We start from the raw sequence: 18,008 nt of genomic DNA, 5'->3' as shown, positions 1-18,008 counted from the left end.
GCGCAGCGGTGGTGGGCAACCTCGCCCACGCCGCCGTGGGTGAACCCGGACGCTTACCGCCCGGCCGCATCGGGGTGACGATTCACCGCGACGGCCGGGCGCGCACCCGCCGGAGTCGACGCGGATCCCTGCCGCGCGGAGAAGTCCGACCACGCCTTTGCGGACCCCAGGAGCACCACATGAGGTTCTCTCCGAAAACCAGACCAGGACCGCGCGCCGCGACCGTGGCCCTGCTGCTGGCCGCCCTGCTCTCCCCCACCCCGGCCGCCGCCGCGGGGAAGGACGTCATCGCGACCGGTGACGTCGTGCCGGGCAGCTACGTCGTCGTCCTGCGCGACGACGTCACCGCGACCGCGTCGAGCCTCACCGGGACCTACGGCGGCACGGTCGCGGCCACCTGGCACGACGCCGTCAACGGGTACTCCGCGCGGATGTCCGCCGAGCAGGCACGCCGGGTCGCCGCCGATCCGCGAGTCGCCTACGTGCAGCAGGACCACCTCGTGCGCGCGGCCGACGTCCAGCTCAACCCGCCGTCGTGGGGGCTGGACCGGGTGGACCAGCGCGACCGCCCGCTGTCGGGCTCCTACGCCTTCGACAACGCGGCCGAGGACGTGCGCGTGTTCGTCGTCGACAGCGGCATCCGCCTGTCCCACGGTTCGTTCGGCGGCCGGGCGGTCTGGGGCGTCAACACCATCGACAAGATCGACACCGACTGCCACTGGCACGGCACGCACGTCGCGGGCATCATCGGCGGCACCGACTTCGGCATCGCGAAGGGCGTCTCGCTGACCGCCGTCAAGGTGCTGGACTGCCACGGCGTCGGCACGTTGAGCAGCGTGGTCGGCGGCATCGACTGGGTGACCCGGTTCTCGACCAGGCCCGCCGTGGCGAACCTGAGCCTCAGCGGGCCGCAGAGCCCGACGCTGGACAACGTCGTGGCGAACTCCATCGCGTCGGGCGTCACGTTCGTCGTCCCGTCCGGCAACGACGACCGCGACGCCTGCCAGTACTCGCCCGCCCGGCTGCCCGCCGCGATCACCGTGAACGCGTCCGACCAGAACGACGCCGAGACCGGTTTCTCCAACCACGGGCCGTGCACCGACCTGTACGCGCCCGGCTCGGCGATCCTGTCCGCGAGCATGGAGAACGACCGCGCCTACCGCGTGGAGTACGGCACCTCACAGGCCGCCGCGCACGTGACCGGGGCGGCGGCGCTGTGGCTGGCGCTGCACCCCGACGACACCCCGGCCCAGGTCGGCGCCGCAATCCTGGGCAACGCGACCAAAGACCGGATCACCAGGGTGATCCCCGGAACCCCCAACCGCCTGCTCCACACCGCGCCCGGCGGCGGCGTGCCCGGACAACCGTGGATCACCAACCCCGGACGCCGGTACGGCGCGGTCGGCACCGCGGCTGCCCTGTCCCCCAACGCGACCGACGGGACGCCCGCCTACACGTGGAGCGCGAGCGGGTTGCCCGCCGGCCTGGCGATCGACGCCGCGACCGGCCGGATCACCGGGGTTCCCACGGCGGCGGGCGTGTTCCGCGTGACGCTGAACGTGACCGACACGGGCGCGCGCGTCGGCTCCACGTCGTTCGACTGGACCATCGCCGCATCGGGCCGGTCGACCGTGCGCAACGACAACAGCGGCCTGTGCCTGACGCCGTCGGGTTCGGCCACCACGGCGCTCGTGCAGGTGGTGCAGGTCGCCTGTGACGTCGACCCGGGCAGGCAGTGGACGTGGACCCCGTCGCCGTTGGGCGGCTACTACGTCCAGAACGTCAAGAGCGGCCTGTGCCTGAGCCCGATCAACAGCTCGACCGCCGTGAACGCCAACCTCGCGCAGGACTACTGCGACGGTCGGCGTTCCCGGACGTGGCGGGTGTTCCAGTCGGGCGATTCGGTCCAGCTCAGGAACCTCGACAGCGGCCTGTGCGCCACGATCCTGGGCAACGCGACGAACCTCGGTGCCGCCGCCGTGCAGAACCGCTGCGGCACCGACCCGGCCAAGCTGTGGAAGCCGAACCCCTACCCCGCGTACCAGGAGGAGCACGTCGCCAACGCCAACAGCGGGCTGTGCCTGTCCCCCGCCGGCGGCTCGGTCGGCAGCGACGTCGACGTCGTCCAGTTCACCTGTGACGTCGACCCGGCCCGGCGCTGGTCGGTCGTCCCGTCGCCGCTGGGCGGGCACCACCTGCTCAACGCCAAGAGCGGGCTGTGCCTGACGCCCGCCGGCGGTTCCCCGGCGTTGAACGCCAAAGCGGTGCAGTCGCCCTGCGACAACCACCCGGCCCGGCGCTGGACCCTCGCCACCTCGGGTGCCGGAATCCAGCTCCGCAACGACAACAGCGGCCTGTGCCTGACCATCTCCGGCGGTGCCACCACCAAGAACGCCCTCGCGATCCAGACCGCGTGCGACACGAACGCCGCACGGCTCTGGCAACGCACCCCGTACCCCTTTTACCAGAAGGAAAAGCTCCAGAACATCCACAGTGGACTGTGCCTGTCACCGTTGAACGGGAGCACCGTCGCGGACGTCAACGCCGAAATCATCCAGTACACCTGCGACATCGACCCGGCGCGGCGCTGGTCGGTCATCCCCTCGCCGCTGGGCGGGCACCACGTCCTCAACGCCCGCAGCGGCCTCTGCCTGACCATCGCGGGCGGCACGACGACACCCGGCGCGGCGGCGGTCCAGTACTACTGCGACGACGACCCGTCCCGCCGCTGGACCCTCGCCGCCTCGGGCACGCAGTTCCAACTGCGCAACAACAACAGCGGCCTCTGCCTGAGCATCGACGGCGACGCCACCACCGTCAACAGCCGCGCGGTCCAAGTCGCCTGCGACTCCCACGCGGCCCGGCAGTGGCAGCGGGTCCGGTAGCGATGGGGACGGAGGGTCACCTCGCGGAGCCGACCGGAGTCCGCTCCGGTCGGCCCGACCGCGCCGGCCAGTGCTCGTGGCAGCGGTCGATGTGCAGCTCCGCGTGCCCGTTGCGCCGGTGGCGGCTCCCCGTCTTCCACGACCCCAGGTCCATCTCCACGCAGCAGTACGAATCGGGGCGCTCGACGATCTCGGCCGGGGAGTCCTCGGCGAGCGCCCGGATGTGCTCGCCCTGGAGGTCGTAGGCGTGCCGGCTCCCGACGAGGAACAGCGTGTCGGCGGCGACGGCCCAGCGCAGGTGGTCCCGGAACCCCCGGTACGACGTGCGCCAGTGCTCCTCGCGGTCGAACGCGCGGAACGCGTTGGGCGGCAACGTCACCGTGTGGGCGGCGGCCGGGCGCAGGCGGGCCCGCACCTGCTTCCACCGGGACACCGGGAACCCGAGGCTGTGGTGCAGCAGCACGAGGTCGAGCTTGCGCTCGGGGACGACGTCCGTGCCGTCGCACGAGTAGCGGCTCGACCGCAGCGGCAGGTGCACGAGGCTGCGAGGCGAGCGCGCGGCCAGCCACCAGGCGAACGCGAGGTCGACCGTGGCGGCCCGGTCCACCAGCATCCTCGGCCCGTACCGGCCGTCGTGCAGCACCCCGTGGGCGATCGGCCGCGCCGGGCGGATCACCCGGTAGCTCTCGCCGCCCAACCGCACGGCGCTGACCAGCGTCCGCCACTCCTGCCCGGCCAGCCGCACCCCGACACCCCTTCCCCGGTCCTGATCGACGACACCGTAGACAACGCCGCCGACCGGTGACCAGCGAATTGATCGTGCCGGACGCCGGGTCCGGCACGGCCGTCAGGAACGGGGCCGCACGGCCCCGCCTGCCGTCCGCCCCAACCGGGCGCGGACGGCGGTGGCGGCGCAGGCGATCACCGCGATCCCGCCGAGCACGGTGGGCCAGGTGAGCCCCTCGCGCAGCAGGAGCACGGCCCAGCCCAGCGTCAGCACCGGTTGGACGAGTTGGACCTGGCTCACCTGCGCCATCGGCCCGATCGCGAGACCCCGGTACCACGCGAAGAACCCGAGGTACATGCTCACCACGGCGAGGTAGCCGAACGCGGCCCACTCCAGCGGCGTCCCGGTCGGCGGCCGCTGCGCGATCGAGAACCCGGCGAGCACCACCATCAGCGGCGCGGAGAGCACCAGCGCCCACGACACCGTCTGCCACGCCCCGAGTTCACGGGCGAGCAGCCCGCCTTCCGCGTAGCCGATCCCGGCCGCGAGGACCGCGCCGAGCAGCAGCAGGTCGGAGCCGTGCAGCCCGCCGAAACCGCCGCCCTGCAACGCCGCGAACAGCACCGCGGCGGCCGCGCCCACCGCCGCCATGACCCAGAACGACGTCGGGGGCCGTTCCCGGGTGCGCAGCACGACGATCACCGCCGTGACGGCGGGCAGGAGCGCGATCACCACCGCGCTGTGCCCGGCCGACGCGGTGGTGAGCGCGAACGAGGTCAACACCGGGAACCCGACCACCACGCCCCCGGCGACCACCGCGAGCCGTGCCCACTGGACACCGCGCGGCAGGCGCTGCCTCGTCCACGCCAGGGCCGCGGCGGCGAGCACCGCCGCGACGACCGCGCGGCCGCAGCCCACGAACAGCGGCGGCATCCCGCCGCCGACCACGACCCGGGTGAACGGGACGGTGAACGAAAACGCCACGACCCCGAGCAGGCCCCACCCCAGACCCGCCCGCGACGGGGATAGCACTGCCGCCCGATCGAGAGTAGCGCTACTGTTGACACTCATGTCCGACGATAGCAGCTCACGGATCGTGGCCGACCTCCGCGACTGGCTCGCCGGCGCGCCGCCCGGCGCGAAGCTGCCGTCCACCCGGGAACTGGTCGCGCGGTACGCGGCGAGCCCGGTCACCGTGCAGAAGGCGCTGCGCACCCTGGCGGCGCACGGCCTGGTGGAGAGCCGCCCCGGCGTCGGGACGTTCGCCCGGACGGTCCGCGCCGCCCGCCCGAACGACTACGGCTGGCAGACCGCCGCGCTGGGGTCGCCGGGATTCCGGGGCACCCGGCGGTCGACGGCGCTGCGCAGCACCCCGAACGACGTGATCGCGCTGCACTCGGGCTACCCGGACCGCGAACTGCTGCCCGAGCGGCTGGTCCGCGCCGCGTTCACCCGCGCCGCGCGCGGCGACGCCGCGGTGAGCCGGCCGCCGACCGCCGGCCTGCCGGAGTTGCAGGCGTGGTTCGCGGCCGAACTGGGCGCGCTCGGGGCCGCCGCGCCCTCGCCCGGCGACGTGGTGGTCTTCCCCGGCAGCCAGAGCGGGTTGAGCACGGTCTTCCGCGCCCTGGTCGGCCCGGACCGGCCGCTGCTGGTGGAGTCGCCGACGTACTGGGGTGCGCTGCTGGCCGCCGCGCAGGCGGGCGTGCGGGTGGTGCCCGTCCCGAGCAGCTCGCACGGCCCCGACCCGGACGAGCTGGCCCGCGCGTTCGCGCAGACCGGGGCGCGGGCGTTCTACGCCCAGCCGAACTTCGCCAACCCCACCGGCGCGCGGTGGTCGCCCGACCTGGCGGAGCGGGTGCTCGACGTGGTGCGCCGGCACGGGGCGTTCCTGGTCGAGGACGACTGGGCGCACGACTTCGGGATCACCGCCGACCCGGTGCCGATCGCCGCCCGTGACGACGGCGGGCACGTCGTCTACCTGCGGTCGCTGACCAAGAGCGTGTCACCGGCGGTGCGGGTGGCCGGGATCGTCGCGCGCGGCCCGGCCCGGGAGCGGATCCTGGCCGACGTCGAGGCGGTGTCCATGTACGTCAGCGGGGTGCTCCAGGCGGTCGCGCTGGACGTCGTCACCCAGCCCGCCTGGCGCACCTACCTGCGCGACCTCCGCCACCGGCTCGCCGCCCGGCGCGACCTGCTGGTGGCGGCCCTGCACGAGCACGTCCCCGCCGCTCGGCTGGAGGCCGTGCCGCAGGGCGGGCTCAACCTGTGGCTGCGGCTGCCCGACGGCACCGACCTGGCCCGGCTGGTGCGGGACTGCGACGCGGCCGGGGTCGTGCTCGCGCCCGGCGACGAGTGGTTCCCCGCCGAGCCGACCGGTGCCTACCTGCGGCTCAACTACTCCGGCCCGAACCCCGGAGCCTTCCCGGACGGGGCCCGCGAGATCGGCCGCGCGCTGGCCCGGCAGGCGGTGCGGTGACCGCCCACCTCGGCGTGGCGGACGTCCGACCGCTAGTAGCTGCCCAGGAACGATTCGACCTCCGCGACGGCCTTGTCGTAGCCGTAGTTGCGGTAGGCGTAGCCCTTGGCCACGAACGGCGCGCCCGCGTAGAACATCTCGTACTGGTGGTGCCGCCCGGCGAACTCGCTCCCGATCGCGTCCCACACCAGCTTGAACAACTTCACCCTTTCCTCTGCGGGCACGCCGGGGCTGTGCACGTACCGGTCGATCATCGGCCGCGTCTCCGCGCTCGTCATGTCCGCGATGCTCGACGGCACCTGCAAGACACCGCCGCCCACCAGGTCCCGCAGAATCGCCAACACCCTCGGGTACAACTCGGCTTGCAGCCCCATCACGCCGTACAACGCCTGCGCGCCGGGCCGCCACAGGCCCTGGTCGTCAGGTTCCGCGGTGTGTTCGGCCGCCAGTACCGCCGATTCGACCAGCGTCACCAACGACGCGAGTTCACCGAGTTTTTCCACCACACCGGGGAACTTGTCGACCCCGTTGACCGCCGCGACCTTCCGCGCCAACCCCGCCAGGAACCGCAACTTCACCCCGAACCGGATCTGCGCCTGCCAATTCCCCAACACATGCGCACCCGTGTCGAAGAACTGCCTCCGCAAACCCGCCACATCCCGATAGACGAACACCCGCTCCCACGGAACGAACACATCATCGAACACCAACAACGCATCCGTCTCGTCGAACCGCGACGACAACGGATAGTCGTACCCACTCGTCGCAGCAGGAGCATACGGCCTGCGACACAACAACTTCAGACCAGCAGCACCCACCGGAACAGCGAAGCTCACCGCGAAATCGGAGTCGTCCGGCCCGAGCGGCTTGATGCAGGACACCAGGATCTCGTCGGCCACCGCACCACCGGTCGCCAACATCTGCGCACCACGCACCACGATCCCGTCGGCACGCTCCTCCACCACACCCACCTGGACGAACTCACCCTCCCAACCACTCGCCGTCGACGCACGAGACACCTGCGGCGGAATGATCGCGTACGAGACATACAGACTCTCCGCCACCATCCGACGCTGGAACGCGACCACGTTGCCCGCGAACCGCTCGTCAAAAGCCTCCGGATGCGCCGCGAACGCCGCCACGAAAGCACCCACATGATCCGGACTCCGACCAACCCACCCGTGCGAATGCTCCGCCCACACCGACGCCGCAGCCCGAAACGCCGCCAAATCCGCACGCGAACGCGGCGCGGTGAACAGCGGCCCGACATCCGGGACGAGGTCGAGCAGTTCCGCGATCGTGCGGGCGATCGGCGCGAACGCCGGGTGGTCGGCCACGTCGGCGACCGCCTCGCCGTCGACGTAGACCCGCCGGTCGTCCTTCAACGACGCCAGGTACTCGGCTCCAGTGCGCATCACGTGCTCCTAGCGTTCGGACAGGTGCAGCGCGGTCAACGTGCTCGCGAGGTGCGCGGCCACCGCGCGGCCCGCCTCCTCGGGGTCGCCCGAGCGCAGCGCCGCCACTATCGCGGCGTGCTCGTCGAGCACCCGGCGGGCGCGGTCCGCGCTGTTGGCGACCGCCCGCAGGCCCATCCGGACCTGCCGCTCCCGCAACGTCTCGTAGAAGTCGGCGAGCACCGGGTTGGCGGCCCGCCGCACGATCGTCCGGTGGAACACCCGGTCGCGCTCGATGAAGCCGAGCGGGTCGGCGATCGCCGCCTCCTGGTCGGCCACCAGCCGGTCGAGTTCGTCGGTGAACGCCGGGTCGGCGGGCACCGCGCGGCGCACGCACCAGTCCTCGACCAGGGCCCGCGCCTCCATCACCGCGCGCACCTCGGCGTCGGAGATGGGCGGCACGAACGCGCCCTTCTTGGGCATGATCCGCAGGAACCCCTCGGCCTCCAGCCGCAGCAGCGCCTCGCGGACCGGCGTGCGGGACGTGCCCGCCGCCTGCGCCACCCCGGACTCGGTGAGGAACGTGCCGTCGTCGGGCGGCAGCGTGGCGATGTGCTGCTTGAGCCAGCGGTAGGTGGTGTCCTGCGCCGACCCGCCCGGCAGTTGTGAACCGCTCATGGACTAGATGTATACAAGCCGTGGACAAGCTGCGCAAGAGCGAAAACCGCCGGTCGCCGCTATGGCATGTTGCCATAGTGCAGCTTGCACTATATGGTCGGCGGTGAAGGAGGTGCGGAGTTGTCCACACTGCCCAGGGCCGACCGCGATCTGGTGGGGCTGGCGGTGCTCGCGCTGCTGTCGCAGGGCGAGCGGCACGTCTACGACATGCACCGGCAGATCATCGACACGCACATGGACTTCGTCACCGGCCTGCCGCGCAGCATGTACCACGCCGTCGAACGCCTCACCCGCGACGGCCTGGTCACCCCGGTCGACACCAGCCGGGAGGGCAACCGGCCCGAGCGGACGCTCTACCGCCTCACCGACGACGGCCGGGCGGAACTGCGCTCCCGGACCCGGCGGCTGATCGCCACCCCCGACCCCGACACCACGCTGTTCACCGCCGCGCTGTCGTTCCTCGGCTGCCTGCGGGTCGCCGAGGCGCGCGAGGCGCTGAGCAGCCGGGCCTCGGCGTTGGCCGCGACCGCCGCCGGGAAGGGCGCGGTGCTGCCCGACCTGACGGCCCGGCTGCCCCGGCTGCTGGTGGTCGAGGTGGAGTACGAACTGGCCCGGGTGACCGCCGAGCGGGACTGGACCCGCGCCCTGGTCGCCGACCTGGACAGCGGCGCGCTGGCCTGGCCGGACGACCTCGCCGACCTGTTCACCGAGCAGGCACCGCCTGCCTGAGACCCACGAGGAGACACCATGTCCCCGAAGCACGACGCGGACCGCGACACCACCGGGATCCAGACCCTGCTGACCCGGATGACCGAGGCGTGGAACGCCGGCGACGCCACCGCGTACGCCGAGCAGTTCACCGAGGACGCCGAGCACGTCAACTGGCTGGGCAGCCGCGACACCGGCCGGGCCGCCATCGAGGCCACCCACCGGTTCCTGTTCGACGGCCCGCTCAAGGGCGTGCGGCTGGACGGCGCCGTCGACGCGGCGCTGCACATCCGCCACCTGGCACCGGATGTCGCCCTGGTGATCGTCGACGGCGGCAAGCCGTCGCACGCGGCCGAGGCGTCGGTGATCACCTTCACCGCCGTCCGCCGGGACGACGCGTGGCGGTTCGCCTCGTTCCAGAACACCCGCAAGACGGCCGTGCCGACGCGCTGAGCGATCAGCCCGCCCGGTGGGCGACCCGCCCGGCGACCACGGTCAGCTCCACCGGCAGGTCCGGCAGTTCCTCGGCCGGGCACGCGAGCGGGTCGCCCCGGAACACCGTGAGGTCCGCCCGGAATCCCTCCCGCACCCGGCCCGCGACCCGCTCCTCCCCCGCCCCGTAGGCGGCCCACGTGGTGTAGCCGGCCAAGCCCTGGCGGGCGGTGAGGGCCTGCTCCGGGCCGACCGGGGCGCGGCCGTGCTCGGCGGCGGGGCGGCGCAGCCGGGCCCCGGCCATCACCACCCTCGGGTCGTAGGCCGCGACCGGCCAGTCCGAGCCGAGCGCGATCCGGCCGCCCGCGCGGACGATGTCGGCGCACCGCCAGCCGTGCCCGCAGCGGTCCGGGCCGAGCCGCTCGGACCAGTTGTCGGTGTGCTCGGGCAGCGTCCAGTCCATGTGGGTGGGCTGCATCGAGGCCACCACGTCGAGCCCGGCGAAGCGGGTGACGTCCCGGTCGGTGAGCAGTTCGGCGTGCTCGACGCGGTGCCGGCCGCGCCGCGGGCGGCCGACGGCCTCGTAGGCGTCCAGGACCGCGGTGACCGCGCGGTCGCCGATCGCGTGGGTGAAGCTGGGCAGGCCCAGCGCGGCCACCCGCCGCACCGCGTCCCGGTACCGGTCCAGGTCCGTCCACATCGGACGGGTGCCCTCGCCGGCGCAGTCCGGGTGCCCCAGCCAGGCCGAGCCGCCGTCGATGGTGCCGTCGAGGAAGAACTTGACCGCGCCGGTCCGCCACAGCCCGCCGCCGCCGGCGCGGGTGCGCACGTCGCGGACGGCGTCGAGCGTCTCCTCGATCCGGGCCGGGAACAGCCACGGGGCGCGCAGCACCCGCAGCGGCAGCCGGTCCCGCTCGGCCAGCGCGTCGAGCACCGCCTCGGTGCCGACCCAGCTGTCCGGCACGTGGATCGCGGTGATGCCGCAGGAAGCCTGGTCGGCGAACAGGTCGGCGGCGGCGCGGCCGATGTCCTCCGTGGACGGCGGCGGGACGGCGGCGTAGCCGTGCAGCACGGCGGACATCTCGTGCAGCCGGCCGGTGGGCACGCCGTCCTCGTCCACCACGACCTCCGACCGGTCGCCGAAGTCGATCGGCCCGGTGATGCCCGCCAAGTGCAGCGCCCGGGTGCTCATCAGGGCGGTGTGCGAGTCGGCGAGCCACAGGAACGCGGGCCGGCCGGCCACGGCGTCGTCCAGGAACCGCCGGGGCCGGTCCGGCAGCGCCGGGTACTCGACGCCGTTGACCACCACCCAGCCGTCGGCCGGCAGCGCGCGGGCGGTGCGGTGCAGCAGGTCGCGCAACTGCTCCTGGGTGGTGAGCCCGGCGGCGTCGACACCGCCGGCGTCGGCGAGCCCGTGCATCGGGTGCTGGTGCGAGTCGACCAGGCCCGGCGTGACGACCAGCCCGGTCCCGTCTACCACCTCGGTCCGGGAGCCCACGGGCATGTCGCGGGCGTCGCCCACGGCAACGATCAGGCCGTCCCGGACGGCGACGGCACCGGCCACCGGGCGGTCCGGGTCCATGGTGTGGACGGTGGCCCCCCGGATCACCAGGTCGGCGGCGGTCATCGGTCGGTCCCTTCGGTGCGGGTCGCGAACGCGGCGCTGACCAGCACCTTGTCCTGCGGGCGGGCGACGAGCAGGTACAGCAGGCCGAGCGCCACCACCACCGCGGACACCAGCGGTGCCGCCCAGACCTGGTACCAGGGCGCGCCGACCGGGGCGAGGACGGCCCGGGGCCAGGCGATGTTGACGAACTCGAAGCCCAGCCACACCACCGCCAGGGCGTTGATCACGGTACCGGTCCGGCCCAGCCGCACGTACCCGGCGGGCACCCACGTGCCGCGCAGCCGGGCGACCAGCGCCGCCAGCGCGGTCAGGAAGAACACCAGGTAGAGCACGGCGGTGCCGAACGCGATCAGGCTGCCGATGGCCGCGCTGTTCAACGCCAACAGCAGTCCCGCGCAGCCCACCACGGTCACCGCCACCACCGCGCCGATCGGCACCTGACGGCGGCTGACGGTCGACAGCAGCCGCGAGCCCGGCAGCACGCCGTCACGGGCGATCGAGTAGACGCCGCGCGCCGTAGAGCCCTGCGAGGCCAGTCCGCAGGCGAAGAACGCGATGACCACCACGACCACGAACGGCTTGGCCGACCAGCTGCCGAACGAGGCGATCACGGCCGTGGACACCGGGTCCGGGTCCTGGCCGGCGACCACCGACGCGAGGTCGGGGTGGACCAGCGTGGTCGCGAAGGCGTTCAGGATGACCAGCGCGCCGACGCTGAGCAGCGCCCACCAGATGGCCCTCGGCACGTGCCGCGCGGCGTTGCGGGTCTCCTCCGAGGTCGCCACGCACGCGTCGAAGCCGATGAACGCCCACCCGCCGACGGCCAGCGCGGCGAGCAGCGCGGCCGGCACCGAGCCGTCCGAGGTCGCCTCCGCGCCCATCGTGACGGTCAGGATGGAGAACGGCTGCTCCCGGAACGCCAGCAGCAGCACCACGCCGACCAGCACCGACGCGACCGCCTCGGCCGCGACGCCGAGCGCGACGACGCGCCGCAGCACCTCGATGCCGAAGGTGTTGACCAGGGCGCACACCACGATGAACCCGGCGGCGACGGCCACCAGCAGGTTGGGGGTGGGGGTGATGCCGAACAGGCCGAGGATCCACGGCGCGGACAGGTAGCCGATGGTGGTGTTGGCGACCAGCGGCCCGCACAGCGACAGCCACCCGGTCATCCAGGCGTAGCCCGGCCCGATCAGCCGCCGGGTCCACTGGTAGGCCCCGCCGGACACCGGGAACTCCGAGGCGAGTTCGGAGTAGACGGTCAGCAGCAGGCACTGGCCGAGCAGGCAGACCGGCAGCGCCCACACCCACGCGGGGCCGGCGACCGTCATGCCGACCAGCACCACCGCGTAGAGGCCGACCACCGGGGACACGGTCGCGAAGCCCATCCCGATGTTGCCCAGCACGCCCAGCCGCCGGTTGAGCCGCTGCTCGTAGCCCAGCTCCCGCAGCCGGGCGTCGTCGGCCGCGCCCGGATCGGCCTGCGGGGGTGGTGCGGTCGTGCTGGTCGGGTCGTCGATCACGGTGGGGCCTCCTGCGGTGTCCTCAGCGGACTGAGACGCGGATCACGTGGAGTGGGACGGTAGGTCGGCGCGGCCGGCCCCGTCGATGGACGCCGCGTTGAACTTTCCCGGCAGGGTGGACACTGTGTCCATGCCGCTGACTGTGGACGCCCTGCTCGCCGTGCGCGAACTGCGCCTGACGCTGGTCGCCGGCGAGGGCGGGCGGAACCGGGTGATCGAGGCCGCGCACGTCTCGGAGCTGGCCCGGCCCGGCGAGTGGCTGCACGGCGGCGAGCTGCTGATGACCGCCGGGGTGGTGCTGCCGACCGATCCCCGGTCGTGCCGCGAGTTCGTGCGGGACGTGGTGGACGGCGGGGCGGCGGCGCTGGGGTTCGGCGTGGGCCACGGCCAACCCCACCGGGAACCGCCCGCCGGGCTGGTGGCCGCCGCCGAGGAGGCCGGGCTGCCGCTGCTGGTCGTGCCGGACGAGGTGCCGTTCATCGCGGTGACCAAGGCGGTGTTCGCCGCGCTGGCCGCCGAGGACCGGCGCGCCCTGGAGCACACCGTGGACGTGCAGCGCCGGCTCACCGTCGCCGCGACCTCGGGCGGCGGCCTGAACGCGATCCTCAAGGTGTGGCTGGCCGCCACCGGCCGGGCCGCCGTGGTGACCGACCTGCTCGGCCGGGAGCTGGCCGGTGTCGGACCGGCGGCGAAGGCGCTGCTGGCGGCCGGTCGCCCGGTGCTGGACGAGCTGAGCGCGCGCGGGCTGCTGGGCAGCGCGTCGGTCGCGGCGGACGGGCTGACGGTGGGCGTGCAGCCGATCGGCGCGCGCCGGCTGCGCGGGCACGTCCTGCTCGCCAGGCCGCCGCAGCCCACGCCCGGCACGGTGGACGCCGCGCTGGTGTCCCTGCTGACGCTGGAGCTGGAGCGCCGGCACCTGGCCGACGAGCCGCGCCGGCGGGCCGGTGCGGACGCGGTCGCACGGCTGCTCGCCGGGCTGCCCGACGACCAGGCCGGGGCGACGCTCGCCGCGTTCGGCCTGTCCTCGCCGGTGGTGCGCGGTCTGGCGGTGCGGGCGCGAGCCGGCGACCCGGCGGACGACGCCGCGGAGCTGGCCGCCGACCTCGCGCTGGTGCTGCCCGGCGGTCTCGTCCGGTGGACCGGCGACACGGTGGAGGCGCTGGTGGTCGACGAGGTGGACGTGCCGGCGCTGCTCGCCCGGTTCGCGCCGGGCCGGCCCGCCGGGGTCGGCGCGGCACTGCGGCCGGGCGCGGCGGCGGTGTCCCTGCGGCAGGCGCGGGCGTTGCTGGCCACCAGCACCCGGCTCGGCAGGCCCGCCGAGGCCGGCGAGCACAGCACCAGCCGGCTGCTGCTCACCCTGGGCCCGCCGGAGCTGCTGGCGTCCTTCGCCGACACCGTGCTGGCGCCGATCGACGCGGCCGACCCGCGCGGGCAGCTGCTCGCCACGCTGCGGGTGTGGCTGGACGCGAACGGCGCGTGGGACGTCACCGCCCAGCGCCTGGGCGTGCACCGGCACACGGTGCGCAACCGCGTCGACCGGATCGAGCAGCTCACCGGCCGGGCGCTGGCCACCGCGGCCGCGCGCTACGAGCTGTGGCTGGCCTTGGAGGCGCGCGACGCGCTCGCCTACGCCGGCACCGCCCCTCGCTGATCCCGCGAGACCCCGCCCGGCTGCGGCGGCGCGATCCGCCACCACCGGACAGACTGTCCGTGACGGCCAACTGCGGCACCGAAGTTGGACACCACGTCGATCGACCGGGTGACGCGGCCGAACGTACGTTGCCCGACACGGCCCGCAGCGGCGCGCCGTGCACGGTGACAGGAGGCGGGTGCTCGATGGGTTCTCCGGAAGTCGATGTCGCGATCGTGGGTGCCGGGTTCGCCGGTCTGACGGCGGCGCGCGACCTGGGCGCGGCCGGGCGCACGGTGCGCGTGCTGGAGGCCCGGGACCGGATCGGCGGCCGCACCTGGTACCGGACCGACCTGGTGGACGGGGTCGGGCTGGAGATGGGCGGGACGTGGATCGTCCCCGAGCAGACCTTCGTCACCGACGAGGTCCGCCGGTACGGCATCGCGGTCGGCGACAGCGACCTCCCCGGGCGGATGACCTGGTCGGCCCGCGGCGAGGTGCTGGAGTCGCTGCTGCCGGTGCCGCCCGCCGAACTCGACGACCTGGAGCACGCGGTCCGCGCGCTGGTGGCCGCCGGCGCGCGGCTGGACGTGGACCGGCCGCTGTCCGAGCAGGGCCTGGCCGACCTCGACGTGCCGATCCGCGAGTGGGCGGACGCGGCCGGGCTGCGCGGCAACGCGCGCGAGCTGCTGATCTCCTGGTTCTGCGGGTGCGGCAACGCCTCCGCCGACACCGGGTCCGCGCTGGACGTGCTGCGCTGGCTGGCCGCGATGGGCAACTCGGTGTGGGGCATGGTGCGGGCCAGCGTGCTCGGCCAGACCTTCGAGGCCGGGACCGCGTCGCTGGCCGAGGCGATCGCGCACGACAGCGGCGCGGAAATCCTGCTCAACGCCCCCGTGCGGGCGATCCGCCAGGAGGCCGACCGGGTCGTGGTGGTCCACGACGGCGGTCAGGTCACCGCCCGCCGGGTGCTGGTCACCGTGCCCGTCGGGGTGCTGCGGCACATCGACTTCCGGCCCGCCCTCTCCCCCGGCAAGCTCGCCGTGTCCACCGAGAACCACGCCGGGCAGGGGCAGAAGGTGTGGGCGGTGGCCCGCAACGTGCCGGCGGACCTGAGCGGCTACGGGTGGGGCACCGCGTTCGACTACGTGGGCGCGATGAAGACCCTGCCCGAGGGCGTGCTGCTGGTGTGCTTCGCGCCCGAGCACGACCGGGTGGACGGCCACGACCCGGCGGACGTGCAGCGCGCGGTCCGCGAGTTCGCGCCGGACGCCGAGGTCGTCGCCACCGCCACCCACGAGTGGGTGGACGACGAGTGGTCGCGCGGCACCTGGACGACGTTCCGGGCGGGCCAGATCTCCCGCTACGAGCGCGACCTCGCCGTCCCGGAGGGCCTGGTGCACTTCGCCGGGGCGCACACCGCGCGGCGCTGGCCGGGGTTCATCGACGGCGCGATCGACAGCGGCCGGCGCGCCGCCGCGGAACTGCTGGCGGTGCTGTGATGCCGATCAGTCCCGCCGACGCCACCCGCGTCCCCCGCTACGCCGGGGACGGCAGCTTCGCCCGGCTGCCCCGGCTGGCCGACCTGCCCGACGCCGACGTCCTGGTGTGGGGCGTGCCGTTCGACGCGGGCGTGAGCTACCGGCCCGGTGCCCGCTTCGGCCCGTCGCACGTGCGGCAGAGTTCACGGCTGCTGCGGCCCTACAACCCGGCGCTGGACGTGGAACCGTTCAACGCGCGGCAGGTCGCCGACGCCGGGGACGTCGGGGTCAACCCGTTCGACATCGGCGAGGCGGTGGCCGCGATCGAGGCCGCGGCGCGCGAACTCGGCGGGACGCGGCGCAGGCTGCTCACGATCGGCGGCGACCACACCATCGCGTTGCCGCTGCTGCGCGTGCAGCACGAGCGGCACGGCCCGGTGGCGGTGCTGCACTTCGACGCGCACCTGGACACGTGGGACACCTACTTCGGTGCCGCCTACACGCACGGCACGCCGTTCCGCCGGGCCGGCGAGGAGGGGCTGATCGACGCCGGGCACTCGGTGCACGTCGGCATCCGGGGACCGCTGTACTCGAAGCTCGACCTCGCCGAGAGCGAGGAGATCGGGTTCACCACCGTGCACGCCCGCGACTTCGCCCGGCAGCCGATCGACTCGATCATCGACCGCGTCCGCGCCCGGCTGGGCGAGCGCCCGGTGTACGTGTCGGTCGACATCGACGTGCTCGACCCGGGTTTCGCCCCGGGCACCGGCACCCCGGAAGCGGGCGGGTTGTCCAGCCGCGAACTGCTGGAGGTGCTGCGCGGCCTGTCCGGTCTCAACGTGGTGGGCGCGGACGTGGTCGAGGTCTCCCCGGCCTACGACCACGCCGAGATCACCGGCATCGCCGCCGCGCACGTGCTCTACGAATTGCTGTCCGTGCTGCCCGAGGAGGAACGGTGACCGACACCGTCGTGCACAACATCGTCGACGGCGCGACCCGTGACGCGCTCTCCGGGGCGACCACGAACCTGGTCGACCCCAGCACGGGCAACACCTGCGGCACCGCCCCTTTGTCCACTGTGGACGATGTCGACGCGGCCTATCGCGCGGCGGCCGACGCGTTCGAGGTGTGGCGCGACACCACGCCGGGGCAGCGCCAGGCCGTGCTGCTGCGGTGCGCGGACGCGCTGGAGAGCCGTGCGGCCGAGTTCGTCGCCGCGGAGTGCCGCAACACCGGCAAACCGACCGCGACCACGCACACCGACGAGGTGCTGGCGTCGGTCGACGCGCTGCGCTTCTTCGCGGGCGCGGCACGCGTGCTGCCGGGCATCGGTGCCACCGAGTACGCACCAGGCCACACCTCCTACGTGCGACGGGAACCGGTCGGTGTGGTCGGCCAGGTCGCGCCGTGGAACTACCCGCTGCTCATGGCCATGTGGAAGATCGCGCCCGCGCTGGCGGCGGGCAACACCGTCGTGCTCAAGCCCGCCGACACCACCCCGGTGACCGCCGCGATGTTCGGCGCGCTCGCGGCCGAATTCCTCCCGCCCGGCGTGCTCAACGTCGTCTGCGGCGACCGCGACACCGGTCGCGCGGTCGTCGCGCACCCGACCGCCGCGATGGTGTCGATCACCGGCTCGACCCGCGCGGGCGTCGAAGTGGCCCGCAGCGCCGCCGACCGGGTCGCCCGGACCCACCTGGAACTGGGCGGAAACGCCCCCGTGGTGGTGTTCGCGGACGCCGACCTCGACGCGGCCGTGGAAGGCATCGTCGCCACGGGTTTCTTCAACGCCGGCCAGGACTGCACCGCGGCGTCGAGAGTCCTCGTGGACCAGCGCGTGCACGACGAGTTCACCGAACGCCTGACCGCGCGCACCCGCACCGTCCACACAGGACCACCGACCGACCCGACCGCCCACTACGGCCCGCTCAACAACCCCGACCAGTTCGCCCGCGTCCGCGCCATCCTCGACAACCTGCCCGCCCACGCCCGGATCGCCACCGGCGGCGAGACCGTGGGCGAACTCGGCTACTTCCTCGCCCCGACCGTGGTGACCGGTGTGCGGCAGGAGGATTCCATCGTCCAGCAGGAGACCTTCGGCCCCGTGCTGACCGTTCAGCCGTTCACCGACGAGCCCGACGCGCTGCGGATGGCGTGCGGAGTCGAACAGGGACTGGCCGCGAGCGTCTGGACCGGCGACCACGGCCGGGCCATGCGCATGTCCGCAAGGCTCGACTTCGGGTGCGTCTGGATCAACACCCACATGGTCCTGGTCCCCGAGATGCCCCACGGCGGCTTCAAGCGATCCGGCTACGGGAAGGACCTGTCGCAGTACAGCCTGGAGGAGTACACGCGCGTCAAGCACGTCATGCACAAGCTCTGACCGCCCGAGGTTCGCCGATCTCCTCGCGGCGATCAGGATCCCGCCCCGCAAAGCCCCAGTCCGT

Annotated in this window: 14 protein-coding genes; 8 read left to right on the top strand and 6 right to left on the bottom strand. The window is 73.7% G+C overall.

Going from position 1 to position 18,008, the window contains the following annotated elements; genetic code table 11:
* The first annotated feature begins 179 nt into the window (after window positions 1–179).
* Window positions 180–2,885 carry an RICIN domain-containing protein gene (locus AC0HI0_RS09715; protein ID WP_480931961.1) on the top strand — a complete coding sequence of 902 codons (2,706 nt, stop codon included), beginning with the start codon at window positions 180–182 and terminating at the stop codon, window positions 2,883–2,885.
* Window positions 2,886–2,901: 16 nt separating this feature from the next.
* On the opposite strand, the gene AC0HI0_RS09710 is transcribed toward AC0HI0_RS09715, so the two are convergent.
* Complete coding sequence (locus tag AC0HI0_RS09710) at window positions 2,902–3,630, bottom strand: hypothetical protein (RefSeq protein WP_480931960.1); 729 nt, start codon at window positions 3,628–3,630, stop codon at window positions 2,902–2,904.
* Between the two features lie 102 nt (window positions 3,631–3,732).
* The gene (locus tag AC0HI0_RS09705) at window positions 3,733–4,683 is read right to left on the bottom strand and encodes a DMT family transporter (RefSeq protein WP_480931959.1); all 951 of its coding nucleotides are present in this window, start codon (window positions 4,681–4,683) and stop codon (window positions 3,733–3,735) included.
* On the opposite strand from AC0HI0_RS09705, the gene AC0HI0_RS09700 reads away from it, so the two are divergent.
* The gene (locus AC0HI0_RS09700; protein ID WP_480931958.1) at window positions 4,682–6,088 is read left to right on the top strand and encodes an aminotransferase-like domain-containing protein; all 1,407 of its coding nucleotides are present in this window, start codon (window positions 4,682–4,684) and stop codon (window positions 6,086–6,088) included. The genes AC0HI0_RS09705 and AC0HI0_RS09700 overlap by 2 nt on opposite strands.
* A 32-nt stretch (window positions 6,089–6,120) precedes the next feature.
* Here AC0HI0_RS09700 and AC0HI0_RS09695 read toward each other — a convergent pair whose 3' ends face one another.
* Both AC0HI0_RS09695 and AC0HI0_RS09690 read right to left on the bottom strand, forming a co-directional pair.
* On the bottom strand, window positions 6,121–7,503 hold the full coding sequence (locus AC0HI0_RS09695) for a 4-hydroxyphenylacetate 3-hydroxylase family protein (RefSeq protein ID WP_480931957.1): 1,383 nt from the start codon (window positions 7,501–7,503) through the stop codon (window positions 6,121–6,123).
* A 9-nt stretch (window positions 7,504–7,512) separates the two neighbouring features.
* Window positions 7,513–8,160, bottom strand: a complete 648-nt coding sequence (locus AC0HI0_RS09690) for a GntR family transcriptional regulator (protein WP_480931956.1) — start codon at window positions 8,158–8,160, stop codon at window positions 7,513–7,515.
* Between the two features lie 120 nt (window positions 8,161–8,280).
* Between AC0HI0_RS09690 and AC0HI0_RS09685 the strand changes: the two genes are divergently transcribed.
* Entirely contained in the window at window positions 8,281–8,889 is a 609-nt protein-coding gene (locus AC0HI0_RS09685; RefSeq protein WP_480931955.1) for a PadR family transcriptional regulator, read from the top strand.
* Window positions 8,890–8,907: 18 nt separating this feature from the next.
* The gene (locus tag AC0HI0_RS09680; protein ID WP_480931954.1) at window positions 8,908–9,321 is read left to right on the top strand and encodes an SgcJ/EcaC family oxidoreductase; all 414 of its coding nucleotides are present in this window, start codon (window positions 8,908–8,910) and stop codon (window positions 9,319–9,321) included.
* A gap of 4 nt (window positions 9,322–9,325) precedes the next feature.
* Here AC0HI0_RS09680 and AC0HI0_RS09675 read toward each other — a convergent pair whose 3' ends face one another.
* Window positions 9,326–10,927 (bottom strand): amidohydrolase, encoded by a 1,602-nt coding sequence (locus tag AC0HI0_RS09675; RefSeq protein WP_480931953.1) that lies wholly within the window; start codon window positions 10,925–10,927, stop codon window positions 9,326–9,328.
* On the bottom strand, window positions 10,924–12,450 hold the full coding sequence (locus tag AC0HI0_RS09670) for an APC family permease (RefSeq protein ID WP_480931952.1): 1,527 nt from the start codon (window positions 12,448–12,450) through the stop codon (window positions 10,924–10,926). Before AC0HI0_RS09670 ends, AC0HI0_RS09675 begins: the two co-directional genes overlap by 4 nt.
* Window positions 12,451–12,580: 130 nt before the next feature.
* Between AC0HI0_RS09670 and AC0HI0_RS09665 the strand changes: the two genes are divergently transcribed.
* The 4 genes from AC0HI0_RS09665 (at window position 12,581) to AC0HI0_RS09650 (ending at window position 17,944) form a co-directional block, all read left to right on the top strand.
* On the top strand, window positions 12,581–14,101 hold the full coding sequence (locus tag AC0HI0_RS09665) for a PucR family transcriptional regulator (RefSeq protein WP_480931951.1): 1,521 nt from the start codon (window positions 12,581–12,583) through the stop codon (window positions 14,099–14,101).
* Window positions 14,102–14,286: 185 nt separating this feature from the next.
* Window positions 14,287–15,582, top strand: a complete 1,296-nt coding sequence (locus AC0HI0_RS09660; protein ID WP_480931950.1) for a flavin monoamine oxidase family protein — start codon at window positions 14,287–14,289, stop codon at window positions 15,580–15,582.
* The gene (gene speB / locus AC0HI0_RS09655) at window positions 15,582–16,520 is read left to right on the top strand and encodes an agmatinase (RefSeq protein ID WP_480931949.1); all 939 of its coding nucleotides are present in this window, start codon (window positions 15,582–15,584) and stop codon (window positions 16,518–16,520) included. Before AC0HI0_RS09660 ends, speB begins: the two co-directional genes overlap by 1 nt.
* Window positions 16,517–17,944 (top strand): aminobutyraldehyde dehydrogenase, encoded by a 1,428-nt coding sequence (locus tag AC0HI0_RS09650; protein WP_480931948.1) that lies wholly within the window; start codon window positions 16,517–16,519, stop codon window positions 17,942–17,944. Before speB ends, AC0HI0_RS09650 begins: the two co-directional genes overlap by 4 nt.
* Window positions 17,945–18,008 lie beyond the last annotated feature (64 nt).

This window comes from Saccharothrix sp. NBAS 001, assembly GCF_056640475.1.
The sequence above is the reverse complement of the archived record's forward strand: the minus strand, read 5'-3'. Positions and strand labels throughout refer to the sequence as shown.

What these genes read in the sequence shown, in the direction of transcription:
- speB (WP_480931949.1), top strand. Translation starts at nt 15,582, where the DNA reads ATGCCGATCAGTCCCGCCGACGCCACCCGCGTCCCCCGCTACGCCGGG.
- AC0HI0_RS09665 (WP_480931951.1), top strand. Translation starts at nt 12,581, where the DNA reads ATGCCGCTGACTGTGGACGCCCTGCTCGCCGTGCGCGAACTGCGCCTG.
- AC0HI0_RS09660 (WP_480931950.1), top strand. Translation starts at nt 14,287, where the DNA reads ATGGGTTCTCCGGAAGTCGATGTCGCGATCGTGGGTGCCGGGTTCGCC.
- AC0HI0_RS09700 (WP_480931958.1), top strand. Translation starts at nt 4,682, where the DNA reads ATGTCCGACGATAGCAGCTCACGGATCGTGGCCGACCTCCGCGACTGG.
- AC0HI0_RS09705 (WP_480931959.1), bottom strand. Translation starts at nt 4,683, where the DNA reads ATGAGTGTCAACAGTAGCGCTACTCTCGATCGGGCGGCAGTGCTATCC.
- AC0HI0_RS09680 (WP_480931954.1), top strand. Translation starts at nt 8,908, where the DNA reads ATGTCCCCGAAGCACGACGCGGACCGCGACACCACCGGGATCCAGACC.
- AC0HI0_RS09695 (WP_480931957.1), bottom strand. Translation starts at nt 7,503, where the DNA reads ATGCGCACTGGAGCCGAGTACCTGGCGTCGTTGAAGGACGACCGGCGG.
- AC0HI0_RS09675 (WP_480931953.1), bottom strand. Translation starts at nt 10,927, where the DNA reads ATGACCGCCGCCGACCTGGTGATCCGGGGGGCCACCGTCCACACCATG.
- AC0HI0_RS09715 (WP_480931961.1), top strand. Translation starts at nt 180, where the DNA reads ATGAGGTTCTCTCCGAAAACCAGACCAGGACCGCGCGCCGCGACCGTG.
- AC0HI0_RS09690 (WP_480931956.1), bottom strand. Translation starts at nt 8,160, where the DNA reads ATGAGCGGTTCACAACTGCCGGGCGGGTCGGCGCAGGACACCACCTAC.